This window comes from Flavihumibacter fluminis (genome assembly GCF_021491375.1).
Taxonomy (GTDB): domain Bacteria; phylum Bacteroidota; class Bacteroidia; order Chitinophagales; family Chitinophagaceae; genus Flavihumibacter; species Flavihumibacter fluminis.
On the sequence record NZ_JAKEVY010000003.1, the window covers coordinates 39318 to 63464 of the forward strand.

The 24147-nt window shown below is 44.4% G+C and carries 29 protein-coding genes; 12 read left to right on the forward strand and 17 right to left on the reverse strand.

All coding sequences use genetic code 11. The features are described 5' to 3' along the window. Nucleotides 1-4: 4 nt before the first annotated feature. From L0U88_RS11300 to rpoN, 3 genes are read right to left on the reverse strand one after another with little or no spacing between them, the layout of a single operon-like run. On the reverse strand, nt 5-1975 hold the full coding sequence (locus tag L0U88_RS11300) for a PAS domain-containing sensor histidine kinase (protein ID WP_234866167.1): 1971 nt from the start codon (nt 1973-1975) through the stop codon (nt 5-7). Then, on the reverse strand, nt 1975-3444 hold the full coding sequence (locus tag L0U88_RS11305) for a sigma-54-dependent transcriptional regulator (RefSeq protein WP_234866168.1): 1470 nt from the start codon (nt 3442-3444) through the stop codon (nt 1975-1977). Before L0U88_RS11305 ends, L0U88_RS11300 begins: the two co-directional genes overlap by 1 nt. A 20-nt stretch (nt 3445-3464) precedes the next feature. Continuing rightward, nucleotides 3465-4874, reverse strand: coding sequence for an RNA polymerase factor sigma-54 (rpoN, locus tag L0U88_RS11310; protein WP_234866169.1), 1410 nt, complete (start codon nt 4872-4874; stop codon nt 3465-3467). A gap of 196 nt (nt 4875-5070) precedes the next feature. Between rpoN and L0U88_RS11315 the strand changes: the two genes are divergently transcribed. The 3 genes from L0U88_RS11315 to L0U88_RS11325 all read left to right on the forward strand — a co-directional run bounded on the left by L0U88_RS11315 (nt 5071) and on the right by L0U88_RS11325 (nt 7199). Next, nucleotides 5071-6465 (forward strand): sensor histidine kinase, encoded by a 1395-nt coding sequence (locus L0U88_RS11315; protein ID WP_234866170.1) that lies wholly within the window; start codon nt 5071-5073, stop codon nt 6463-6465. A 79-nt stretch (nt 6466-6544) separates the two neighbouring features. Then, nucleotides 6545-6709 (forward strand): DUF1328 domain-containing protein, encoded by a 165-nt coding sequence (locus L0U88_RS11320; RefSeq protein ID WP_234866171.1) that lies wholly within the window; start codon nt 6545-6547, stop codon nt 6707-6709. A 58-nt stretch (nt 6710-6767) separates the two neighbouring features. Continuing rightward, the gene (locus L0U88_RS11325; protein WP_234866172.1) at nt 6768-7199 is read left to right on the forward strand and encodes a response regulator; all 432 of its coding nucleotides are present in this window, start codon (nt 6768-6770) and stop codon (nt 7197-7199) included. Here L0U88_RS11325 and L0U88_RS11330 read toward each other — a convergent pair. The 3 genes from L0U88_RS11330 to L0U88_RS11340 all read right to left on the reverse strand — a co-directional run bounded on the left by L0U88_RS11330 (nt 7196) and on the right by L0U88_RS11340 (nt 8220). Beyond that, on the reverse strand, nt 7196-7588 hold the full coding sequence (locus L0U88_RS11330; RefSeq protein WP_234866173.1) for a hypothetical protein: 393 nt from the start codon (nt 7586-7588) through the stop codon (nt 7196-7198). The genes L0U88_RS11325 and L0U88_RS11330 overlap by 4 nt on opposite strands. Continuing rightward, nucleotides 7560-7922: a phage holin family protein gene (locus tag L0U88_RS11335; protein ID WP_234866174.1), complete on the reverse strand. Its 363-nt coding sequence runs from the start codon at nt 7920-7922 to the stop codon at nt 7560-7562. Before L0U88_RS11335 ends, L0U88_RS11330 begins: the two co-directional genes overlap by 29 nt. Before the next feature lie 61 nt (nt 7923-7983). Continuing rightward, a complete protein-coding gene (locus L0U88_RS11340) occupies nt 7984-8220 on the reverse strand; it encodes a YtxH domain-containing protein (protein WP_234866175.1) in 237 nt (78 codons plus the stop codon). 196 nt (nt 8221-8416) lie between these two features. Between L0U88_RS11340 and L0U88_RS11345 the strand changes: the two genes are divergently transcribed. Beyond that, complete coding sequence (locus L0U88_RS11345; RefSeq protein WP_234866176.1) at nt 8417-8764, forward strand: response regulator; 348 nt, start codon at nt 8417-8419, stop codon at nt 8762-8764. Nucleotides 8765-8853: 89 nt separating this feature from the next. On the opposite strand, the gene L0U88_RS11350 is transcribed toward L0U88_RS11345, so the two are convergent. Further along, on the reverse strand, nt 8854-12054 hold the full coding sequence (locus L0U88_RS11350) for a WD40/YVTN/BNR-like repeat-containing protein (protein WP_234866177.1): 3201 nt from the start codon (nt 12052-12054) through the stop codon (nt 8854-8856). Nucleotides 12055-12157: 103 nt separating this feature from the next. Here L0U88_RS11350 and L0U88_RS11355 point away from each other — a divergent pair, with 103 nt between their 5' ends. After that, nucleotides 12158-12745, forward strand: a complete 588-nt coding sequence (locus L0U88_RS11355) for a YceI family protein (protein ID WP_234866178.1) — start codon at nt 12158-12160, stop codon at nt 12743-12745. A 246-nt stretch (nt 12746-12991) separates the two neighbouring features. Here the strand turns inward: L0U88_RS11355 and msrB are convergent, their stop codons facing one another. Continuing rightward, entirely contained in the window at nt 12992-13564 is a 573-nt protein-coding gene (gene msrB / locus L0U88_RS11360) for a peptide-methionine (R)-S-oxide reductase MsrB (RefSeq protein WP_234866179.1), read from the reverse strand. Between the two features lie 148 nt (nt 13565-13712). Between msrB and L0U88_RS11365 the strand changes: the two genes are divergently transcribed. Next, nucleotides 13713-14294, forward strand: coding sequence for an adenylate kinase (locus tag L0U88_RS11365; RefSeq protein ID WP_234866180.1), 582 nt, complete (start codon nt 13713-13715; stop codon nt 14292-14294). Nucleotide 14295: 1 nt separating this feature from the next. Continuing rightward, on the forward strand, nt 14296-14751 hold the full coding sequence (locus L0U88_RS11370; RefSeq protein ID WP_234866181.1) for a DinB family protein: 456 nt from the start codon (nt 14296-14298) through the stop codon (nt 14749-14751). Nucleotides 14752-14898: 147 nt separating this feature from the next. Here L0U88_RS11370 and L0U88_RS11375 read toward each other — a convergent pair whose 3' ends face one another. The 3 genes from L0U88_RS11375 to L0U88_RS11385 form a co-directional block, all read right to left on the reverse strand. Beyond that, entirely contained in the window at nt 14899-15222 is a 324-nt protein-coding gene (locus L0U88_RS11375) for a LytR/AlgR family response regulator transcription factor (protein WP_234866182.1), read from the reverse strand. A 151-nt stretch (nt 15223-15373) separates the two neighbouring features. After that, nucleotides 15374-16234: a hypothetical protein gene (locus tag L0U88_RS11380; RefSeq protein WP_234866183.1), complete on the reverse strand. Its 861-nt coding sequence runs from the start codon at nt 16232-16234 to the stop codon at nt 15374-15376. A 44-nt stretch (nt 16235-16278) separates the two neighbouring features. Beyond that, nucleotides 16279-16950: a hypothetical protein gene (locus L0U88_RS11385; RefSeq protein ID WP_234866184.1), complete on the reverse strand. Its 672-nt coding sequence runs from the start codon at nt 16948-16950 to the stop codon at nt 16279-16281. A 128-nt stretch (nt 16951-17078) separates the two neighbouring features. Between L0U88_RS11385 and L0U88_RS11390 the strand changes: the two genes are divergently transcribed. Beyond that, nucleotides 17079-18014, forward strand: coding sequence for a ketopantoate reductase family protein (locus L0U88_RS11390; protein WP_234866185.1), 936 nt, complete (start codon nt 17079-17081; stop codon nt 18012-18014). After that, nucleotides 17998-18309, forward strand: coding sequence for a cupin domain-containing protein (locus L0U88_RS11395; RefSeq protein WP_234866186.1), 312 nt, complete (start codon nt 17998-18000; stop codon nt 18307-18309). Before L0U88_RS11390 ends, L0U88_RS11395 begins: the two co-directional genes overlap by 17 nt. Here the strand turns inward: L0U88_RS11395 and L0U88_RS11400 are convergent. From L0U88_RS11400 to L0U88_RS11415, 4 genes are all read right to left on the reverse strand, one after another. Continuing rightward, nucleotides 18299-18787, reverse strand: coding sequence for a DinB family protein (locus L0U88_RS11400; RefSeq protein ID WP_234866187.1), 489 nt, complete (start codon nt 18785-18787; stop codon nt 18299-18301). The genes L0U88_RS11395 and L0U88_RS11400 overlap by 11 nt on opposite strands. Before the next feature lie 112 nt (nt 18788-18899). Then, nucleotides 18900-19835 carry an ADP-ribosylglycohydrolase family protein gene (locus L0U88_RS11405; protein ID WP_234866188.1) on the reverse strand — a complete coding sequence of 312 codons (936 nt, stop codon included), beginning with the start codon at nt 19833-19835 and terminating at the stop codon, nt 18900-18902. Beyond that, nucleotides 19832-20056: a hypothetical protein gene (locus L0U88_RS11410; RefSeq protein ID WP_234866189.1), complete on the reverse strand. Its 225-nt coding sequence runs from the start codon at nt 20054-20056 to the stop codon at nt 19832-19834. Before L0U88_RS11410 ends, L0U88_RS11405 begins: the two co-directional genes overlap by 4 nt. A 29-nt stretch (nt 20057-20085) precedes the next feature. Beyond that, nucleotides 20086-21765 (reverse strand): ATP-binding protein, encoded by a 1680-nt coding sequence (locus L0U88_RS11415; RefSeq protein WP_234866190.1) that lies wholly within the window; start codon nt 21763-21765, stop codon nt 20086-20088. A 317-nt stretch (nt 21766-22082) separates the two neighbouring features. Here L0U88_RS11415 and L0U88_RS11420 point away from each other — a divergent pair, with 317 nt between their 5' ends. Genes L0U88_RS11420 through L0U88_RS11430 form a run of 3 tightly spaced genes read left to right on the forward strand, consistent with a single transcriptional unit; the run spans nt 22083 to nt 23405 of the window. Further along, the gene (locus tag L0U88_RS11420) at nt 22083-22499 is read left to right on the forward strand and encodes a hypothetical protein (RefSeq protein ID WP_234866191.1); all 417 of its coding nucleotides are present in this window, start codon (nt 22083-22085) and stop codon (nt 22497-22499) included. 1 nt (nt 22500) lies between these two features. Next, the gene (locus L0U88_RS11425) at nt 22501-22947 is read left to right on the forward strand and encodes a helix-turn-helix domain-containing protein (protein ID WP_234866192.1); all 447 of its coding nucleotides are present in this window, start codon (nt 22501-22503) and stop codon (nt 22945-22947) included. Beyond that, nucleotides 22944-23405: a hypothetical protein gene (locus L0U88_RS11430; RefSeq protein ID WP_234866193.1), complete on the forward strand. Its 462-nt coding sequence runs from the start codon at nt 22944-22946 to the stop codon at nt 23403-23405. Before L0U88_RS11425 ends, L0U88_RS11430 begins: the two co-directional genes overlap by 4 nt. An 84-nt stretch (nt 23406-23489) precedes the next feature. Here L0U88_RS11430 and L0U88_RS11435 read toward each other — a convergent pair whose 3' ends face one another. Together L0U88_RS11435 and L0U88_RS11440 are read right to left on the reverse strand one after the other, a co-directional pair. Then, nucleotides 23490-23915, reverse strand: coding sequence for a hypothetical protein (locus L0U88_RS11435; protein ID WP_234866194.1), 426 nt, complete (start codon nt 23913-23915; stop codon nt 23490-23492). Next, complete coding sequence (locus L0U88_RS11440) at nt 23908-24129, reverse strand: hypothetical protein (protein WP_234866195.1); 222 nt, start codon at nt 24127-24129, stop codon at nt 23908-23910. The genes L0U88_RS11435 and L0U88_RS11440 overlap by 8 nt, the downstream gene beginning before the upstream one ends. Nucleotides 24130-24147: the final 18 nt, after the last annotated feature.

A 24147-nucleotide genomic window follows, 5' to 3' on the forward strand; every position in this document is an offset into this window, starting at 1 on the left:
ATAGTTATTGTTTTTCGGGTAATATGATTGAGAATACAGCGCCTTCTCCTTCCTTTCCGGAAGCACTGATAAATCCATTGTGTCGCTCTGCAATTCGCTTACAAATGGCAAGTCCTATGCCAGATCCGGGGTATTCTGATTTTCCATGAAGTCGCTGAAATACCTGGAATATACGTTGTTCGTATTCCTGGTCAAATCCAATGCCATGGTCGCGGATATCAAGTTGTATATAATTGGAAGAGGGAGATAAAAAATGTTTTTCTTTTTCTTTTTTCGAAAGGGATTTGGAACTCACTTCAATTAATGGGGCTTCGCCCGGTTTATGAAACTTGATAGAATTGGAGAGCAGGTTGATGAACAATTGCCGAAGTAAGGAAGGGATGCCATCCACGGTAGGTAGCAAGCCCATTTCAATGGATGCCCCGGTTTCCTCGATGGATAATTCCAGGTCGCCCAATACATCATTGAATAATTCTGACAGGTCTACTGATTCAAATGGCTGGCGGTTTCGGGTAACCCTGGATAACTCCAGCAGGCTATCAATCAGATTCCGCATGTGTTCAGTAGCAATCTGCATGCGTTGGATATACATCTGCCCTTCGTCTCCAAGCTGCGTACTGAATTTCTGGGAAAGCCTGGATCCAAATGTAGTGATCTTACGCAAGGGTTCCTGCAAATCATGAGAAGCTGCATAGGCAAACTCTTCCAGTTCTTTATTGGAACGGTTCAGCTCACGCAGGTTTCTTTGCAGATCAATCTCAACTTTTTTGATATGGGTAATGTCGCGCGTATTACCAATCATCCGGATAGGGTGGTTTTTATTATCCACCACTACGGTTCCTTTGGTGTTTACAATTTTCAGGTTGCCCTTACCCGTTAGTATGCTGTATTCAATTTCAAATTCCTTCTTTTCTTCCAGGGCTTCTGTAACCACTTTTTGCACACGCTCCCGGTCGTCTTCCACAATCTGGTTGAAATACCAGTTCATGGTCAGTGGTGTTACAAGGGAAGCCCGGTCGTATTCAAAAATCTGGAACAAACCATCTGACCAGGAGATCATACGCGAATCCGCATTCCAGATAAAGATGCCGTAGTTTAACATGCGTTCGGTTTCTTTCTGAAACTCTTTGTTCGCATTGTATTCCATGGTCTGCTGGTACTGATCGCTGATGTCACGATTGATGCCATTCAGCTTTAGGACCCTCCCACTTTCATCCACTACCGGCTTGGTAATGGTATTCAGAAACAGGCGCTTACCATCCATCCGTTCAATAGAGAAATCATGACGGAATTCCTGGCCGGTTGCAATAGTTTTCTGAACCTTTGACTTCAATTGTTCCAGGTCTTTGGGACAAACATGTTCATAAAATAACTTGTTTGGAATCTGAGGGTATTGCTGCCTGCTCAATCCCATTAACTGATACATACCATCTGACCACTCGGTTTTTCCTGTGATCAGATCATGACTCCACATGCCTACTCCCAGCATCTGCTCTGTTTCCTGCATCAGTTTCCTGGCCGCAATGCGCTCCTCTTCCAATTTAAGCTGGTCGGTAATATCCTGCGATACCAGGAGCAAACTGGCAGGAGAACCATCTTCATTGCGCCGCAAAACGGTGCCAACAGTACTGAAGATGCGAAAGCTTTGCTCCTTATGTGCCAGGCGGCACTGGAAACAATGTTCGGATCCGTTCTTACTGAGTTTATCCAGCTCCAACAAAACAGTTGCCAGATCTTCCTGATAAACCAACTGCGATAAATCCTCTTTCCAGGAAGCCACATCCTCCCAGGAATAACCCAGGAGGTCAATAATCTTCCGGTTGATATAACGAATCTTTCCCTTGCCCGGATCATATACATAAATCAGGGCCGGAAATAAATTGGTGATTTGTTTCACCAGTTCTTCGTTGCTTTCTCCCGATGCCAGTAATTGCCGGAGCTGTTGAATCGGGATCAGATCATTTTCTACGGTCATTACAAATTATTAAATTGCTGGTACTGCTTCATCTTGTTGTACAGGGTTTTACGATCAATATTCAGCAGTTTGGCAGCTTTGGTCTTATTGAAATTGGATTGCTTCAATGCTTCTACTATCATTTCATATTCCGCGTCAATACTCACGGCTTTGAGACTGTTCTCATGAAATGATGGAACTGAAGGAGTGAATGTGTTTTCAGGGGGTAAAGGAGCAAGAGGGGCAGCAACTGCAGCTGCAGGTGCCGGAGCAGGGGTTGTTTCAGCTGATAGCTTCTGATGATAAATGATTTCAAAAGGCAGGGATTGCAAACCGACGATGGGGCCATCGGTTAACAAGGCCGCACGTTTTACTACGTTCTTCAGTTCACGCAGGTTTCCATACCAGTGGTAACTGTTGAATACCTGCTGAACTTCAGGTGAAAAATCAACGATGTTTTTTCCCAGCTCGCGATTGGTGGCAGCCAGGAAATGTCTCGAATATAAGAGTATGTCTTCTGCTCTTTCCCGCAGGGGCGGCAGGTTGATGGAGAACTCATTGAATCGATGGTAGAGATCTTCCCGGAATTTACCAACGCGGGCCGCATCCCATAATTTTTCATTACTAGCTACAATAATCCGCAGATCCAGTTCAATGTCTCTATTGCCACCCACCCTGCGGATTTTTCTTTCCTGCACCACCCGCAACAAAGCCACCTGAATATCATATGGCAGGTTCGCGATTTCATCCAGGAAAATGGTTCCGCCATTCGCGAGCTCCATACTTCCGATCTTCTGGTTCAGCGCACCGGTGAAGGATCCTTTCTCATGACCAAACAATTCACTGCCCGCCAGTTCCCGGGAGAGCGCACCACAATCAATAGCAATAAAAGGCTGATTGCGCCGGCTGCTCTGTGCATGGATCTTTTGCGCGATGGCTTCCTTGCCACTGCCACTTTCACCATAAATAATTACACTGTAATTGGTTGGCGCCACCAGCTCAATCTGCTTCAGGATATTCAGCATTTCCGGTGTTTTACCAAAAATGTATTTATCATCTGTTTCAGCCGGCCTCGACTTGCGCACTGCCGGAGCCGCAGGAGCTGCTACCGCCGCAGGAGCCTGGCTGTTTTCCTGTTCCAGTGCTTTTTTGATCGTCACCAGAATTTCATCCGGAAATACGGGCTTGGTTACATAATCAAAGGCGCCCAGTTTCAACATCTCCACCGCCATTTTCACCTCACTGTAACCCGTGATAATAATAAAAGGCATGTCGGGATAGATCTCCCTGGTTTTGATCAATACCTGCTTTCCGTCCATGTCCTCCAGCCGGAAATCACAGAGAATTAAATCGGGCTTGTCTGCGCTGATATGTTCCAATGCCTTTCTGCCGTTGTAATGCTCTACCACCTGGAATCCGCGTTTCGTCAAGAAGCGGTTCAGGAGGAGGCACATGTCCCGATCATCATCAATTACCAAAATTTTCTGCATGGTCTGTTGTTGTTTTTAGTTTAAGCCCAAATGGCGCGAACCTGTGCTACCGGAATATGGAGGAGATCACGATACTTTGCTACTGTTCTCCTGGCCACTTTGAATCCCTTATTCATTAAGATGCCAACCAATTGCTGATCTGTATAGGGATTGCGTTTGTCTTCCCGCTCGATCACTTCCTCCAGCGCATGCCGGATCACCCGGTTGCTGATCACTTCACCTTCCTTGTTCTCAATTCCTTCTGTAAACAACTCCTTCAGGTGAATGGTACCAAACGGCGTTTGAGCATATTTGTTAGATGTAAGTCTGGATACAGTAGAAATATCCAGTCCCACTTTATCAGCAATATGCTTCAGCACCATCGGCTGCAATTTATTGATATCTCCCTCTTCGAAATAAGCTTCCTGCATTTGCAAAATGGCCTTGGTTATTTTCATGATGCTTTCATTGCGTTGCTTGATCGCATACAACAACCAATTCGCAGATTGCATTTTTGAACGCAGGTACTGCAGGGCAGCTTTGTCTTTGGTCTGGTCCAAATTCTCCTGCATGGAATCACTCAGCCGGAACTGCTCACTGTGAATACCACATACAGTAATGGTGAAGTCACCTGCATTGCGACTGATCTCCACATCCGGAACAATATTGTTCTTCGGACTCAGGGAATGCGCATCACCGGCAACCGGGCGCATGGGCAATTTGCTCAGAAAGAGCACCAGCTCCCGGAACTCGGATTCTTCCAGATCCAGTTTATCCATCAGTTTTTCAAAGCGACGGTTTTTGAACTCTTCATAATAATTGGCCAGCAGTTCGATGGCTTTTCGCTCCATCAGGCTTTTCTGTTTTTTTGCCTGCAACTGCAACAGCCAGCTTTCACCAATGGAACGGGCTCCAATACCCAGCGGCTCCAGTTGATGTATATACTTCAACACTGATTCAATCTCTTCCGGGGTAGTGAGGAACTGTGAAAAAGAGAAATCATCCGCGATGGTCTCCATATCTTTTTCAAGCAGGCCTGTCTCTTCCAGGCAATCGATCAGGTAATTACCAATAGCTGTTTCGCGGTCAGATAAATAGAGCAAATCCAGCTGGCGCTTGGCGGCTTCCCGAAAATCTACCTGTGCAGCCAAAGGACGCTCCGGCATATCCGACTCATTGAAATAGTTGGCGTATTCCACTTTATAATCAGGCACATCATTATCCGCATATTCTTCCCAATCCTTATAATCGGCTGCTGCTTCGCGATTGTATTCTTCTGAACCAGCATCCTCCTTGTGTTCAGCCAATTCTTCCAGGTAAGGATTTTGCTCCAGTTCCTGGCGGATGTGTAAGAGTAATTCCTGGCTGTTGTACTGAAACAGGTTCAATAACTGAATCTGTTGCGGTAAGATCTTCTGTGTCTGCTGTTGTGATTGGTTCTGGCTGATCATAAACAAGTGTTTAACAGTTATAATGAATCAATCCAAAAGCCAGAATTCACAGGGCTCAACAGATTTTGAATTTATTTTCTAACAACCTGATTTAGAGAATCTTAAACTTTTAAATTTGTTATCAGAAAAGCGGGGTGTGGTTAACCAAATTTAGATCATTGTAGCCAACTTTCCCCAATTCGGGGAATTTATAATCATGAAGCGCAATATTTTCCTTTACCTGATGATTGGTTTCACCACAACACTCATTGTTATGGTGATTTTCAGCCTCCTCAGCTTTCAGCGGATGAATGCCATGATCCGGTATTCCAATCAGGTGGAGCATACTTATAAAGTAATCGGGAGTTTGAAAAGCTTGAGTGACCTGATATCAGGCGCGGAAACTTCGATGAGGGGATTTATCATCACCCGCGACAGCAGTTATATTGTTCCGATGGATTCGGTTCGCAGAGAATACAATAGGAATTTACAGGAGCTGGGGCAATTTGTAGCAGATAACCCCCGGCAACAAAACAGGCTGGCAATGATCCGGAGTACCCTTCAACTGCGGCTTCAGTTATTGGAATCGGTAGAATTTTCTGTGCAAGCGGATTCCTCTCAACATGCCATCTTACAACGCGTAGCCAAAGGCCGCGACCTGATGACCAGCTTTCACGAAAACCTGGATCTGATGGAAGCCGAAGAAACCGGTCTGCTGTCACAGCGTTTTGAGCAGAAAGAACGCTTCCAGAAACTGACTTCCCGCACTTTCCTGACTGCAGTTGCCATCGTGGGTATCATCTTCCTGGGCTTTTTTATCCTCCTCGTAAAAGCAATATTGGATCGTTTCCGCTTCCAGCAGGAATTACAGGAACAATTGCTTTCCCTCAAACAAAGCAATGATGAATTGTCGCAGTTGGCATTTGCAGCCTCCCATGATTTGCAGGAACCGGTCAGGAAGATCAGAACCTTCACCGACAGGCTGCGCATCCGCCAAAAGGAAAAGCTGGATGACGAGGGTAAAATGATCCTGGATCGGATGGATGTATCCGGTAAACGTTTACAGGGCATGCTGGAAGATATCTCCACGTATATGAACCTGCTCGAGTGGAAAGAGGAGGCGGTTACCGTGGATATGCGAAAATTATGGGAAGAAGTGCTATCGGAGGACCAGGAAAGAATCAATGAAACCGGCGCCAGCATCACAATAGGAGATATGCCCGATCTGGAAGTTTATCCTTCCCAGGTGAAAAAGATGTTCCATGCCTTACTGGACAATGCACTGACCTATCATAAAGAAGGGGTAGCACCAGTTATCAAAATCACCCATATAGAAGTGAATGTGAATGAGATCGGTGTGAAGGGGCTTCCTGCTTTTCAGAAAGTCTACCATGCGCTCATCATTGAAGACAATGGAATCGGGTTTGAAAATGATTTCAAAGAGAAGGTATTCCAGCTCTTCCGCCGCCTGCACACCCAGGAAGAACGCTCTGGGAAAGGGATTGGCCTGGCTATCTGTCAGCGGGTAATGGCCAACCACAATGGCGTGATAGATGCCCATGCGGTGGTGAACCGTGGTGCTGCTTTCACTATGTATTTCCCAAAAAGCTGATTCACTCCGCCTTCAGCGGATGGCATGATTATTTAAAAGCAGGGGTTGAGCCCTATTTAATCACCTAAAACATATTATCATGTTACGCTGGACAATCATTTTTCTCGTAGTAGCAATCATTGCTGCTGTGTTTGGATTCGGCGGTATTGCAGCTAGTGCCGCAGGTATTGCCAAAATCCTGTTTTATATCTTTATCGTCCTATTCCTGATATCCTTGATTTCAGGGATGTTACGCAAAGGGTAATGCTAATTCTTTGAAAAGGGCAGCTCAACACTGCCCTTTGTTTGTACCTTTATTTAATATGAGTAAAGTTTATATCCTGGTAGCAGAAGATGATGCAGATGACCGCTTCCTGCTTGAAACCGCTTTCGCAGAAAATGGGTTCAAGGGGAAACTGGAGTTTGTGGAGAACGGTGTGGAGCTGCTCGATTATTTGCGCAACCTCAAAACAGAGGACGCCAATACCGAACATCCCCTACCCGGATTCATACTGCTTGACCTGAATATGCCAAAGAAAGATGGGCGCGAAGTGCTCAAAGAAATCAAAGAGGATCCCCGTTTTAAGAAGATCCCTGTGATTGTGTTTACAACTACCAAGAACGAAAATGAAATCAATCGTTGTTACGAACTCGGTGCGAATACCTATGTAGTTAAACCTGTAGGTTTTGAAAACCTGGTAAAAACAATTGAAGATATCCGCTCTTATTGGTTCAGTACGGCGCAGATCCCTTAAGAAGCTACCGCCGTCGCGTTTTCTTTTTTCCCTTTAAAGATGGATTTAATTCCCGCCAGCAGGCCTGCACCCTTATTATCTAAAAGGTTGCTTACCAGGTTCCTGACCAGGATCGGTGCGCCTAATCTCGTCAGAAACCCTGCCTGTCGGAAAAGGGTTTTGCGCATGACCATATCTATGCCGAGATCCATCCCCAGTTTCAATAAAGGATTATCTGATTTTTTGGAACTGAATAAACTCAGTGAGCCCAGCAATTTGGTAGCCGGTTCCAGTTCTTCTTCAATTCCTTCCCAACTGCGTCGGAGTTGATTTTTCTGCACCAGTAAAAGGCTTTTCAACCGGGCCTTTTCTGCCAGCAGATCATCGTGGTTTCTGATCGGATTTATCATAAATAGCTTGAATTATCTGGTTACGAATCAGCGGCACGAGGAGGGATTTGCGAAACACCATCAGCACTACCAGCAGGAGTAAAAAGATCCCGCCTACAATAAAAAAGCCTGCTTTCATATTGTCAATAGACTCTCCGATCCACCAGGCCAGACCAATGCCACCAAAGAAAAGTACAATCAGTCCGAATATTGCAGCCGCCATAGCAACCACACTTACTGAACTGGCTTTGGCTACTTTTTCAGTTGCATTTACTACGGTCAGCCGGTAATAGGTATCCAGCAATTCACTTCCCTGCTCCAGCAAATCCGCCGCTTTTGATTTTAATGCATCCATGCTCTTTGATTCTGGAGTTAAAAAAATGTCGCACTGCCCAACCCGACAGTGCGACCCTGATTTAGCTCATGGAATGAGCTACTTCCTCTGCCTTGACAGACATTTTTTTGGCAGCTGAACTCGCTTCTGATTTTTTATCGTTCATCCAGGAACCAAGTTCATCTGCCCAATTTTTTGCGTTGTCGGCAATTTTAGTACGAAGGTCCTTCCCTTTTTCAGGTGCAATCAACAGTCCGATAGCTACTCCAGCGGCAGCGGCTCCCAATACTCCCAATACAATTTTTGATGTGTTTGTCATGGTATAAATTTTACTGGTTAGAAATTTTAATCTGAATAAAACGGTCAAAACTTCATGCCAGCTTAAACTTTGCCTATTTTAGCCCCAGCCTGCATTTGAGGCCAATTACAATGGGGAAAATGATCCCCATCAGGATAAGGATTCACCCCTTATCCACCGTAAAAATTTGTGGCAATTTATTTGTGGAAGTTTAAACATGGGTTTAGCCAAGAAAATACTAATCGTAGACGACGAAGAAGACTTGTGTTTGCTGATGAAGATCTATTACACCCGGAAACAGTATGAGGTATCCATCGCAAACACCCTGCAGGAAGGCTTAGCCAAACTGGAAACCCTGCATCCGGATGTTCTTTTTCTGGATAATAACCTGCCCGACGGACTTGGATGGGATCATGCAGGAGAGATTTTGGAAAAGTATCCCGAACTCGAGCTGCACCTGATCAGTGCCTTTCATCCCAATATCCCGCAGAATGTAGATAAGGCCCGGCTCCGGATCATGGAAAAACCATTTACCCAACAACAATTGAATGAACTAGGATACTAGAGGACTGCCCGTTGGTTTGCTCTTCTTTATATAAAAAGTCCCGCCGGCTTTATGCACAGCGGGACTTTGATTTTATCCAACCTCTCAGCTTATTGAATCGGCTGATAGTCTTTAAACAGTTTTAACGGATTGGTTTCCAACAGTTTACGGTAGGCAGCCCACTTGCTGGTAAAGAAGCTGTTGATCTTCTCTACTGCTTCACCCAATTTGAGTTCCGCATCTTTTACCAACTGCTCTTCCTGTGCACCTGGCTTCACCGGCTTGGCACTTATATACCGGTTGGCCTGCTGCAATACACTCATCGGGGTGGGTGGCTGCTGCGGGCGACCATAACCCTGGCGCTCAATTGTTTTGCCATTGATGAACTCCCGAATGGATTTGATCTCCTCCTGGATTTGCTTGCCCGCTTTGCGCAGGGTGTCAGCTTCCTTGCCGGTCATATCCTTTAATTGTGCCTCCATCTTTTTGGTCAGGTCCTCTGCCTCGGTCAGGCGGTCCATGCCATCAATCAGCTTGTCACTGCTCTTACGAAGGCGATCACTCAGGGCGCGCTGGGCCAGGATCACTTCTTTGCGATCTCCCAGGCGGGGGTCACCTACCACAGTAACCATTGTACTGTCTTTCACTCCGGCCAGGTCCATCACCACTTTATAGGTGCCCGGGAATACATCCAGTCCACCTGGCTCGGGAGCATTGGGCCGGGGTTTGGGAGAACCGGGGCGACGGAAACCTTTCTGCTCAAAGCCCCAGTAGTTGCGGTTGTAACCTGAGTCGGCCTTCCACTTGAGGGTTCTGATCAGTTCATTTTTATCATCGTAAATCTTCACCCAGAGACTGTCTGCTTTTTTGCGTGAAGTAGTATCCAGGCGGGATTTGTCTACATGGTAGGCAAGCGCTGCACCTCTTCTGCGATTCTCCGCATCCCAGATACCCCAGGTGCTCCACTCGTAACCTGGAGCATTGCGGATCTCTGCCTGCACGGCTGTTGGAGCCGGGAAAACAGTGAGGGCAGATTTGGGTGCCATCCCCTTATTAGCTGCGAGTTTGCGCAGGGGGCGGATATCATCCAGCACCCAGAGAGAGCGACCAAAAGTAGCAATCACCAGGTCGGCCTCACGCTCCTGGATCACCATATCATAGGTAGAAACGGAAGGGTATCCATTCTTCCACTGCTGGAAGCTGGCCCCATTGTTCAGACTTACCCAAAGTCCCTGCTCGGTGCCCACAAAAATCAGGTTGGGTTCCGTGGGGTCCTGGATCACAGAAAGAGCATATCCTACCACTTTCTTCTCATCCACCAGGCGGCTCCAGGTTTTACCAAAATCAGTGGTGCGGAAAATATAAGGTTTGAAATCGCCGCGGCGATAATCATTAACCACCACCATAGCCTCCGCCGCATTATGGCGGGAGGTTTGGATTTGCTGCACCCAGGCGCCAACCGGCATGCCGGGAATCTTACCACGGAAGTTGGTCCAGGTTTTACCACCATCCTGTGTGAGCTGCACATTGCCATCATCCGTACCTACCCAGATCACCCCCTGCTGTTTGGCAGAAGGGGCAATGGTCAGAATGGTACAATGGTTTTCGGCACCTGTGATATCGAGGCTGAGACCTCCGTTTTTATTCTGGTCAATTTTGCTGGAATCGTTGGTGGTCAGATCACCGGAAATCATCTCCCAGGTAACGCCCTTATCAGTACTCTTGTGCAGATACTGGCTGCCAAAATAGATGGTCTTTTTATCAAAGGGGTCCTGCGCAATACCGGCATTCCAGTTAAAACGTAAGATAGTTTGCAGGTTAGGGTTCGCGGGTTTGATGAACCATGACTCGCCGGTCTTCACATTATAGCGGCCCACATTGCCCTGCTGGCTCATGGCATAAACCCAGTTGGCATCTTCGGCATCGGGCATCACATCAAAGCCATCGCCGCCCCAGAGATTTTCCCAGAAATAATTTTTAATACCGCCACTCATCCAGGTGTAAGCTGGTCCGCGCCAGGAACCATTGTCCTGCATACCACCCATTACATTGTAGGGCTGTTCATTGTCGACATTAATATGGTAGAATTGTCCCACTGGCAGCTTTTCATCAAAGACCCAGTTCTTACCCATATCGCGGGTGATACCAATACCCCCATCATTGCCATCAATGATGAACTTGTTGTCTTTGGGGTGAATCCAGAAAGCATGGTGATCGGGGTGGATACCATTATAAGGGATGACTACTTCAAAATCCTTCCCGCCATCTTCACTTTTGGCGATCATCTGGTAGATCAGCCAAACGCGGTTTTCATTCAGTGGATCTACTGCGATTTCCTGGAAATAGAAAGGGCGGTTGGTCACCCAGCTTGGATTGCTGTTTACGAGTTTCCAGTTGTAACCGCCATCTTCACTTTTATACAATCCGTTTTTGGTAGCTTCCACCAGGGCATATACGACATTGGGATTGTTGCGTGCAATTGCTAAGCCAATCCGGCCATAATCACCTTCCGGCAGGCCATTTTCCTTGCCCAGCTTTTTCCAGTTTTTACCTCCATCGAGGGTCATGTATAAGCCACTGCCGCTACCACCACTCATGAAACTCCAGGGGGTGCGGTAATGCTGCCACATGGCGGCGAAGAGTTTATTGGGATTGGAGGGATCCATGATCATGTCTGCGATCCCGGAGCTGTCGTTGGTGTAGAGAATCTTGTTCCAGGACTGGCCCCCATCGGTAGTTTTGAACACACCGCGATCGGGGTGAAAATCATAGGGGTTGCCAATCACCCCGGCATATACGGTGTTGGGGTTATTGGGATCAATCAGCACCCGGTGGATATTCCTGGTTTTTTCCAGGCCCATGCGATTCCAGGTTTTACCCCCATCGATGGTTTTGTAAATGCCCTCGCCAATATTGATTGAGTTGCGGGGATTGCCTTCGCCGGTACCCACCCAAACAATATTGGGATTTGATTGCTGGATAGCTACCGACCCGATATTGATATTCGGTTGTTCATCAAAAACAGGCTTCCATTCATGGCCGCCATTGATGGTTTTCCAGACCCCGCCGGATGCTGAGCCCAAGTAAATAATGTTGGGATCATCTACTACCGCGTCGATGGCGGTGATACGACCACTCATACCAGCCGGACCGATATTCCGGGGTTTCCAGTTTTTGAACTGGTCGAGTGAAACAGTTTCAGCAGCTGCGGGGGCCGGCGCTTTTTGAGCAGTTTTTTTCTGCGCCGTTGCTACCAAAGCAGAACCAACCAGCAGGGTTCCTGCCAGTCCAATTTTTCTCCAGTGTGTCATGTGCGATTCAATTTGAACAAGGAAATTAAAGGATAATGTTGGAACCTTATCTGGAAATTGATGAAAGGTGTACCTTAGTGTTTAACCAATAAAACCAATTAATATGCGAAAATTAAACCTGCTTATGATGGGTGCAGCCCTGGCGCTGGGCATGAGTGCAACTGCGCAAACCAAATGGAAGCTGGACAAAGGACATTCCAGTGTTCGCTTTTCCGTGAATCACATGGTGGTGTCTGAGGCGGAAGGAACCTTTAAGATGTGGGATGGAACAGTTGAGAACAGCAAGGATGATTTCTCTGATGCTAAAATCAATTTTACGGTGGATGTGAATTCTATTAATACCGACAATGAGCGCCGGGATGGCCACCTGAAGAGTGATGATTTCTTCAATGTGGAGAAGTTTCCTACCATGAAATTTGAAAGCACATCGATGAAGCCGCTGGGTAATAACAAGTACGAACTGAAAGGCAACCTCACCATTCGTGACGTGACCAAACCAGTAACCTTTCAGGTAACCCATGGTGGAGTAATTGCGGGTGGCCGTGGCCGTAAGGCAGGGTTCAAGGCAACCACAACGATCAATCGTTTTGATTACAATCTGAAGTGGGATCGGGCAACTGAAACCGGCGGACTGGTAGTAGGAAAGGAAGTAGAAGTGACTGTGAAAGTGGAGTTGGATGAAGTGAAATAACTGGAATAACCAACCATAAACAAGAAAGCCCCCGTCCAGAGGGGCTTTTTGTTTTTTTAGTAGTGTTTAGTGATCCAGATCCAGAATTTGTCCAAATGTAACAACCGAGACAATTTCATTACTGCTGCTTCATGATGTAAAGATGCAACGGGATCCGGAGTAAAAAGAATGAGTTCGGCTATCGTTCATATTTACTCGCCAGGCTGACTTTTTTACCCGACGAATGGAAAAAACACTTAGTCCTTATTACTGCTTACCGGACTTCTCATTGTAGGATTTTTCGGCTTCTTTGGCTTTGGCGAAGTCGAGGATTACCCCATTAATGCAGTAGCGCAGGCCAGTTGGCGGGGGGCCATCTTCAAAAACATGTCCCAGGTGCGCCTTACAGCGACCGCATTGCACTTCTGTGCGACGCATACCATGGGAATTATCAGGGGTATAAATAATACTGGTTTTGGAGATCGGCTGATAGAAACTTGGCCATCCGCAACCGCTGTCGAACTTGGTATCACTTTGGAAGAGAGGGTTTCCACAGGCGGCGCAATGATAGGTACCTACATCTTTAGAGTGTTCAAAGGGACTGGTAAAAGGTCTTTCGGTTCCTTTTTGCCGCGCGATGTAATAGACATCGGCAGGAAGGATTTTCTTCCATTCCTCCTCACTGAGATTCACTTTATCAGTGGAATTGCGGGAGTAAACGGGATTTTTGGAGCTATCCATGGTAGATATTTTTTGTGAAGTGGTTTCTTTTTTGGCTTGCGAAAAGCTGCAATACTGGAAGCTGATCAGGCAGCCAAGCAACAGGAATTTAAGATACATAGTTCGCATATTAATATAACAAAGCTACGGGTGGCTGGTTCGTTTGGTTTGTCAGCAGGTTGACAAAATTCAAGCTTAATCCGGTTTTAATGGACAATTTTTAGAGAGCAACCCTTAAATTTGACATTCATCTGAGTTTTTTAACAACATGTTCAATTTAATTCTATTTGGTCCTCCCGGCAGTGGGAAGGGTACGCAGTCAGAAAGACTGATCGCCCGTTATGGTTTAAAACATTTGTCCACCGGTGATTTATTGAGATCCGAGATCGCGAACCAGACCACATTGGGTTTGGAGGCGAAGGGATTCATGGATCGCGGGGAGTTGGTACCGGATGCAGTGGTAATAGGCATGATCCGGTCGGCATTGGACAACAACCCGGAGGCCAAAGGATTCCTGTTTGATGGATTTCCGCGTACCCAGGCGCAGTCAGTTGCCCTGGATGAGTTGCTGGAGCAGCGTGGGGAAGCCATCAATGTGGTGTTAGCCCTGGAAGTGACAGAAGAAGAGCTGGTGAAGCGCTTGCTGAACCGCGGGTTGACCAGTGGCCGGACAGATGACGTGAATGAAAGCATTATCCGTGCGCGGATTACAGAATATCATAAGAAGACATCGGCAGTAGCTGATCATTACCGCCAGTTCGGCAAGGTAGTGGAAGTGAAAGGCGAGGGAACTGTGGACGATATCTTTGATACCCTCTGCGCCGAAATTGAAAAGCGCAAAGCGGCTTAGGATGGAAGCCAAGCTCAGCTTCCTCCTGGAAGACTTCCCCCGTCTACTCACAGAACTAGACCCATCTACCCCACCTGCCTGGGGCCAGATGAATGTCCAGCAGATGGTGGAGCACATGACAGATGCGGTGTTGGTAGCTGCGGGCAAGATACCTGTGAAGTTGTTAAGCCCAGAGAATCGGTTGCCACAGATGGTAGCCTTTCTGTTCAGTGAGGATCCATTACCACAGAATGTCAAGAATCCTCTTATGGCAGAAACTCCTGCACCGGTGCGGTATCCGAACATGGAGACTGCGATTATTGAATTAAAGCGGGCGCTGGAAGTGTTTCAGCAGGCCTTTGCTGAGAATCCGGAACAGGAGATTGTGAATCCTTTCTTTGGTCCGCTGAATTATGAGGGCCAGATACAGATGCTGTACAAGCATGCGAAACATCATTTGAAGCAGTTTGGGGTGTAGGAAAAGACCGTTCGGCATAGTTTCACCGTCCATTCGGGCACTTTCATCTATCCAGTCAGTCATCAGGAACCGAATTTTGGTCGTTGTTTTACTGTTGTTTAAACGTTCGGGAAGCATCAGTGAACCGTTCGTGAAGCGTTCAGGAAGCTAATTGCAGGACTTTATAAACTGTTCATTAAAGGCAGGGGATAGCGATCTGCTAACAGGAATTCGTTGATCCTGCACCAGCAGAAAGTTTTTCCCAACGCCGGTCACCAGGTTAAGATTAACCGTATAAAAGCGGTGCACCCGATAAAATTGATTCTCCGGTAGCAGCTCAAGGAGGTGTTGCATCGTAATTTTCATCCAGCAGGAATAGGAGCCTGTAATAATTGCACAGTAATCGTCCTTTACCTGAATGAAAAGGATATCATCAATTGGGATTTTGTAGAAGGTGGTTCCATTTTGGAAAGACAGGAACTTGCTCTTCATAAAAAGAGGTTTGGGAATTTCTGGGATGTTTTGCCACAGAAAGTTGCAAAAAGTTTTTGAAAAAAAACAGTAATTGAAAATATTCCCAAAACCGTCGAAATTATTCCCGAAAGCGTGGTGCTAGTAAGAATAAACGGGTATACCAACTAATTCAAGAAAGTTTTACTTCCTTCGAAATTGAATCAATCAACCAGTTTTCAAAAATTGTAAAATGGATATAAAACAGGTTCATCACTGTAGAAATATAATTGTTCCAGCTTACAATTTTTCCTTTTGAATTGGTAATGACATATAGATTGGTTCTATTTTCAAAATAAACAACTGGTTGCCCTTCTTTTAGTTCTCCTTTGTAAATTGCACCGGTGCTATCGTAATAGAATTGCATACATATATCGTAAAAAACATTGAAGCTTTTCCGACCACCAATAAATGCGAGATTGGTAATATCCAGGTATTGATAATATTCTTCTCCTTTGAAATTAATTACGAACTCTGGAAATACATATTCAATGTTAGGGAAAGCCGCCCTCTCCCTTGATATGCTCCAGTCTAATTCAAAAGACAAATTATCATCAATTACTCTCTTGCGGTTTCCATTATTACATTTTTTGTAATCAGGCAATAATGAAATAAGTTTTGCATCTATAATACGTGAATACTTCTTATGAATCAGAAAATAGGCAGTAGGGTACTTTTCATTAACCTCCTCTTTCGTTTTACATTCTATTCGATCAAATAAATCATACTCTTTAAAAGATATCGGATTAAGAATTTCCAGTTTTTTTAAACCTAGTGTATCAGGATCGCCAAGATTTGCCTTATGGCCGATAGGTAATTTAAACTCATAAAAATTGTTTATTTCAACCTTCTTTATTAGATCAACTACAGATTTTTCAGAATTAAAGTAGATCTCGTTAAGCGCAAGTGGTACTTGAGGATTCTCCTCCCAAAAAGAAGAAATTCTATTTACATATAATTCAATATGCTTTTCAATTATTTGATTAATTTTCATATTCATAGTATAACAGATAGATCGATTACCGCTCTAAGATAAGGCTATAAGAAAATAATCTCTTCCAGTTCAGAAGCAGGTCTAAATTCGCTCTTAAAGGTTTTTTTGTAATATAACATTACTGCATAACCCCACTTCCCAAAAAAAGCAGCTTCAAGATTATAGTACTTCAATTCAGTATCTGTTTTAATAATTGATAACAAATACATTGGATTTACAAACAGGCAGGTTTTTAGCACTCCCCATTTCATATCAGACTGATCTTTCATTAAATAATCACCGGCTAAAACAATAAAATGCAGTCTGAAATTGTCCAATTTTCTTTTTGTTTTGATATACTCAAAGATTTCATCAATTACAGTATCAGTTATTTCTATTGAATTGTAGTCCTTGTCTTTATATACATAACTCAGTAAATCTTTTTTTAATTTCTCTTTATTTTTCAACAGATCGTCAATGAGCAATTTGTTATCATGATACCACTGTGTTGCTTCTTCAATTATTGGAAATTCGTTGGTTAAAACCCATTTATCAAATACATTCTTATCCATAATATGGATAGAGTTTCCGAAAGGGTTTATTGGCATAAGCAGATAGGTAGAATCATTTAATTGAAACAAACTAGCCTTTGTTGCCTCCACCATTAATTGGAATTTTCCTTTCCCTTTTTTCCTCAACTCATTTGCAGCAGCCCAGTCAAGTATCTTATATTCCATAATTATATTTCAGAAGATTGGTTGGCTCACTACTCGTATTGTTATGATAGTACGAAAATTAGACAATATACACAAGCGGAAAGGGTAATACTAGTTTAGGATTTACTTTTACTAAGAGGACGGTTAAAATGCAACAGCCCATTTACATAATAGGAGCAGGTGCCATTGGTAAGGCATTGGCGGTATTTCTAAAGGAAACGGGTAAGGAGGTGCAGTTACTTAGAGGAAGTATACAAGATGGTAACACCAGCAGAGAACGGATCAAGGTGGAAATGGCGGATGGAACCCGGCATGACGCAACAATCACCATAGCAACACTGGATAATTTCCCGGTACTTAACGGGATCATCGTGCTGGCCACCAAATCCTTTGGGAATGTCCGACTTGCCAAGATACTGAAAGCAAAAACGGGCGATTCACCCATCGTATTGCTGCAAAATGGATTGGGTGTGGAGCAACCATTTATGGATGAGCAATTTCCTGCAGTCTATCGCTGCGTACTGTTTGTAACCAGCCAGCTCATGAATCAACAGACCGTCCGGTTCAAACCAGTATCCGGCTGCCCGGTTGGAATAGAACGGGGAAGGATGCAACAGTTGACTGAACTAGTAGAACAGCTCAGTACACCCTTTTTCCAATTCAAGGCAGAGGAAAATATCCAGCCGATCATCTGGAAAAAAGCGATTGTAAATTGTGTATTCAATACTGTTTGTCCGCTTCTGGAAGTGGACAATGGGATTTTTCACAGAAGTGAGGAGGCGCGTCAAATCGCACGAAGGATTATAGTTGAATGTACGACCATCGCAATAACTAAGGAAATAACCCTGGAGGCAGTCGAAGTAGAAAATAGTTTGTTGCAGATCAGCCGGTTATCGGACGGACAGGAAATATCCACCTTACAGGATATCCGAAATAAGCGGGAAACAGAAATTGAAACATTGAATCCGGCAGTCGTACGAATAGCGGAAAGTCTGGGTATGGGGGAACAGGTAACTGAAACCCGTTTGTTAGGAGACCTAGTGAAATTAAAAGCTGAATTAAATAACCATGGATTTCCAAAATAAAATTGGGCAGGAACAAGCGTTGCGGCAATTAGAGGCGGCAGGCACAACATTCATTACCTTGTTTGAAGCGGGGAAGCTATCGGTTGAAGTATACCGGCCACATTTGGTAGATAAACAACAGCCGCATGACCGGGATGAGTTTTACCTTATAATAGCAGGAACCGGGAAATTCAGGTTACTGGAGAAAGAAACTGATTTTAAGCCGGGTGATTTTTTGTACGTGCCGGCGCATGCACCGCATCAGTTTATTGAGTTTACCGATGATTTTGTAACCTGGGTATTTTTTATTGGGTGAGCGAAAGGAATTTAAGCGTGATCCCTATCTGTCCCAGATGATATATATCATGATGAATAATACCTTCAAGTAAGAATTCAAATCGTGAACCGCTTACATATTCTTGCTTTAAAAAGGCATCGTCTTTTTCATTAAGAAGAGTAATTAATTCCTCATTGCTTGATTCAAAAGCGTCCAATAAATTCTTCCATCCAATTGGTTTGAGCAATTCATTTGATTTCCAGTTATCCGGACTTTCCATCGTAAGTGTATTGGAAATCCCCTTTATTGTATTGATTGTGTATTGCCGCCAAGCGAGCATGTGAGAAACGATTTCAGCAATTGAACGCATGTCTTTTACAGGTTGGATAAAGGCATTGGTTTCATTAATTGCAGATACTTTCTCTTTTAGATTTACATCTGCCCACAGCTTGCCATCCCAAATAGCTTTTAGTTGGGCGATAATTCTAGTGAGTTGAATGGTATTGAATTGTTCCATAAACATGAAAGGATGAAAGACAGTTATTTCTGCTGTTGAAATTACATTATTCTTTTTCTTGAAATTATTGATCTGCTCTATTCTTATCTAGCACTAAAGATTTAGTCAGTTATCAAAACGATAATACTTTTGTAATCTTATCAGGAGCTACAATTTTGTTCTTCCATTCCAAATCAGGTCCATATAAGATAGCAGCAACAGCTCCTGTAAGTGCACCAACAGTATCTGTGTCCTCACCAAGATTAATTGCAGTTAACACCGTTGATCTGAAATCAGTACCCTGCAAAGCAGACCAGATAACAGCTTCCAGTGTATGGACTACATAACCTCCTGATTTTATTTGTGTAACCGGAATGGTAGAAAAATCTGCTTCAAGTAGTTGCTGCATCTTGTTAGTCACAAGTTCTTTGTTTGGATCCTGATCCATCGCTGCTATTGTATGCTCCCGTGCAGCAGTAAGTGCCTCCAACAGTGATTGGCCGTTTATTAACTCTTTAATCAACTCCACATACAGGAAACTACAGAAGTGTGGTATTACATGCGCATGCGTAATCGAACCAGCCTTACTGATCTGAGAAAACCTGGTTGGAGTATCGGCCTGAATATAGGAATCGAAAAAAGCATAAGGTAAGATCCTCATTAAACTCCCGTTACCACAGGCAGAACGTTCCTCTGAATTCCCGGATTGAAACCAGGGATCGCCTTCCTGTAAACGCTCCATGGCAAGCCTGGTGGTGATTCCGATGTCAAAAAGCTCCTCATGCGCTGCCAGGTAGCCATCTTGGTACCAACTAAGAAACAAATTGGCCAGGTCGGTCATGCTGCCACCCTTTTTTAAACACTCCAATGTACAAAGCATCATAGAGGTATCATCACTCCAGGTTCCCGGAGGCTGGTGATGTGAACCCCAGCCGGTTAGCTCCTGAACAGGATATTTCTGAAGGAGCTCGCGTGATTCAAATTCAACCGGAACACCGAGGGCATCCCCAATAACAAAGCCCCAAACTGCATCGGATAAAATCTGCTTGTTTTTTTCTTGTATCATCATTTGTTTTTTTCTCTGGCACTTTCAAACATTACAATAAACAGGACCGTGAAGATCCAGATCGTAATGGTAGTAAGGATCGCGATTAGTTTCAAGAGGATAGCAATGGTATGTCGCAGCCAGGGTTTTTGAATGCCAGAAACTCCTTCATTAATCCAGTCGTGCAACTGAGCATAGGCAAACATACAGGCTGCAGTGAAGATCATCACAATCAGAATATACATATTACATTATTTATCCGGTTAAAAATGCCTCAGCTGCATTGGCGATAAGCCTGAAAGCCAATGACAGTCGGCCGGTCGGAACGTTCGCGATAGAGTTCTTCGGCTGCCCATTGGTGTAAGGAATCCGCATCCGGTTGTTTATTACCAACAACCTGCTGGATGGTGAACTTTCTCTGGATATTGCGGATTTGTCCACCCGTAAGGGCGTATTGCTGATCCAGTTCTACGAGGGTTTTGTGATTCACAGCAGGGAACGCTGCTTTCCAGATTTGCAGGCGGGCAGCCTGGGTAGGTTTATCAAAATAGAGCTTATAGAGGAAGCGGCGGTCAAAAGCGGGATCGAGTTGTTTCGGCAGGTTGGTGGTAGCAACCAGGATGCCCTTGAAATCTTCCATCGCCTGCAGCAGGATATTCTGCAGGTTGTTTTGCACCTGGTCAACCGATCTTTCAACCTGTAGCCGGCGACCAAAAAGTGCATCGGCTTCATTGAAAAGCAAAACCGGCAGCTGCGTATACTCACGGCAGGCTCTATCGTAGTCGGAGAAAACACGTCGCATGTTTTTTTCAGAATCGCCCAGCCATTTGCTGCGGATCTGGGAAATCTCTACCTGCAAAACCGTACGACCTGAGCGTTGGGCCCATTGCAGCACAGAAGCCGTTTTACCGGTACCTGGTTGTCCGTGCAGGAGGATGGAAATGCCAGGTTGCAGCCCATTGCTTTTGAGGGCAGCCTGAAGGGAAGCAAGTTGATCCTGTTGAAAAACGCTGCCGATCAGACCCAATTGTTCCTGTTGGGCAGGTTCAAAGAAGAGTGCTTCGGGTGTAATGGCATCCGGTAGGATGACCCGCAGCAAGCTGGATTGGAAAGCAGCGGGAACCGGGATTTCCGGAAGCAATACCTGAAACGCGTAAGCAGTAAGCTTAACGTGTTGTTCATCGGCGATCTCTGGGCTATAGGGCTGGATGAAACCCTCCCGGAAGAGCTGCCATTGCCCCATTCGGAAACGGCAAAGAACTTCATAGGCTTCCAGGCTGTTGGGTGCGCAGTATTTTAAAACATCGGTAAGGTCGATCCATTTGTGGTCCTGCTGAACAGAATGCTCCAGCAAAACGAGCAGGATAAGTCGTTGCTGAAAGTCGGGGATCAGCTGCCTGAGCTGTTGAATGGCAGGCAGGTGTGTGTTGTGGTTTTCTGCCTGAAGCAGGGATTTGTGAAAATTAGCAGCATTCAGCTTGTCGGCTTTCACCAGCCCGATCAATTGAAAGGCGAACTGCAGGTAGGATTGAAAACGGGCCAATTTTACTGGCAGGAGTAAACCTGCATTTTGGTGTAGTGCAGCCAGCAGGACCTGAGTGGGGAGCTTGAATTTGGCGAGCAGGAAGCTGTTATCAGTGGGGTCTACATCAGCCTCCAGGAGATTCATCTGGCAGAGTGCCTGCAAACTGTGCAGGAGCAGATCAACCTGGTGCAGGTCTTTTCCGAAATCATCAATAATATCCTGCAGGATGAATTCGGAAACCTGGATACCCCGGCCAAACGCCCAGGCCAGCAGGACAGCTTCTTCCGGTGTTGTGCAACCGAAGAATTCAATCATAGCCTTCAGGGCGGGTTCTTCCTTGAGTTCCTGCAGTGCCTGCGGGAGGGAATGTCCATCTGAAAGTTCACAGATCAATTGGGCTTTTTGGAGGAGTGAGGTGGATGAATGCATGGTGGGGATGGTATAAGGCAAAACTAGGCGGGAAGTCTGCAGCCTATTTTCAGGGAGGGTTTGCAGATAGGTTGCAGAGGAAGGGGGTATTTTCACCCAAATACATGTATATGTATTTGAATTTCAAATTATTATATATATGTTTAGGCAGGTGATCTTGAAAACTTGTATTAATCATTCAGACGAATTACCTTCGTCTTAACTTATAAGTTAAGTTGCAGCTCGAAATAATTAGCATAGACGGTCTTCAATTTGAAAAAGTGGCATTTTATACTGTCCAGAAAGTTGGCCATCCCAGTTCGGAATTTGCTGATTTTATGAACAGAATGAAACAGGACCCAAAGGATTGGAAACAAGCTGGAGAACTCAACAGATTTATTGAGAATATTGGCAGGCTGTATGGAGCCACTGATCAATGGTTTAAAAGAGAGGGAAATGCAGAGCGGTTACCACCACCGAATTATAGGTTTGTCGACAGTGATGGAGACGCAGACTTTGGACTACGATTGTACTGCATTGTACTTTCAGAAGAAGTGGTGATTTTATTAAACGGTGATAGAAAAACAGCACAAAAGATTAAAGACTGCCCCAACTGTTATCAGCATTTCTTATTGGCAAATGAAGTGTCTGATGCCATATATCAAGCAAAAATAGATGACCAGCTGGAAGTTTCGGGCAAGGATATACTGACAGAAGAAGATTTCATTATAACGATTCCAGATAAAAGCTTTTGAAATGAAAAAGAAAATTGAACGATCTGAGAAAATAGTGGAAATAAATGAATCTGTTACCCAATTGTCAGATGAGGATAAACTCTTTGTTGACAAGTCAATGGAGATCGCGCATTTCATTTCGGTACTGTTAGAAACGAAAAATTTGAAACAGAAAGATCTAGCAGTATTAATGGGAAAGTCGGAAGCTGAAATCAGCAAATTATTAGGAGGGATGCACAATTTCACCCTGAGGACTATTGCCAAAATAGAAGCTGCACTGGGAGAAAAAGTAATATATACACCGAGAGAAAAACTGGTACAGATCAAGTTTACAGAGCATTTCAGTCCTGTTGGAATTACTAAAATGAATATACATGCAACAGTTTCGGAAGGGCTCAACTATTCCAACTGTAAGGTAATCCCAATGATGGGTCAGTTATCCGAAAATGCCGAACAAAAAGTTATATGAAAGAAGGACGTCAAATAGATCCTGAAAAAATTTCAATGCTGAGCCTGAAAACAAAAAAGGGTAGTATTGAAGAAGGTGAAAATCCAATAAGCAGACAAATCAATGGATACACTTTTAATTTTCAGGTCGGAACAGGAATGCGCCTGGAAGAACAAATAATAGGAATTGAATTGGGAATAGAAATTATTGCCATCGATGATTCTAAAAAACCGATAGGGGCGAAAGGTTCATATACGCATGAAATCATTTTCAGAGTAGAGAATCTGGAGGATTTTATTGAAAAATCAGAAGATGGATCTGTTAGAACAGTAGATGTCAATATTATTAGCACTTTAATGGGAGTCTCCTATTCCACAATCAGAGGAATTATTTTTACCAGAACGCAGGGCACTTCTCTGGGCGCTGTACTCTTACCTGTAATCGATCCGAAAAAATTAACCCAGATGGCGAGCAGATAGAATTTCTATGAATTACGAAAAAGCCTTATCCCTCTATCGAAATGATAAAACAAGATTTAATTTAAAGGCTTGAAAGCCCTTTATTTAATAATTGACAAACCAAATAGAATAGTCTTCTAGCAACTGTGCCGCAACAGAATTATTATTAACAGCCTTAAAATCAGCCAGCGGAAGCTCAAATCTCTTTTTGTCTGCTATACGGGTAAAATGACCAAACAATCCATAGTCTATCTCACAATGGGCAGAGAACCTGGTCATTCTTAGAATATCCGTATAAGATGCCCTTGTACGTTTTAACGACTCATATTCTCGTTTATCTCCCGGTCCAAATATGTAAAATTCTTCCCAAGAGAAATCTTCCCGTCCGCACACTTCTATCGGAAACATCAAATGTTCTGACAGGTATGATCTGAAGTATTCCAGCGTTTCCATCCGCTTCGACATATCACTAAACTTCCCATCAAATATTTTTTCTATCCGTATATATGCCTTTTTAAATCTCTTACTCATTTAAGAAAAGATACTTATTTAACTTTATTGTGCTCCCGCTAAGCAACTTTGTAATTTCGTCCCAGCCCTTCGCTTTCATTTCATCGTAAATGGTAGCTGCCCGCAGCATCTTTTGATCTATTTGGAATTGTTCTTCGGGCGTGATTTGCTGAAGCATTTCATCCAACAGCTCGCTGTTGTAATTTTCCGCTTTAGTATTTTTATTGCTCTTCATGCTGCCTGAAAATTAACA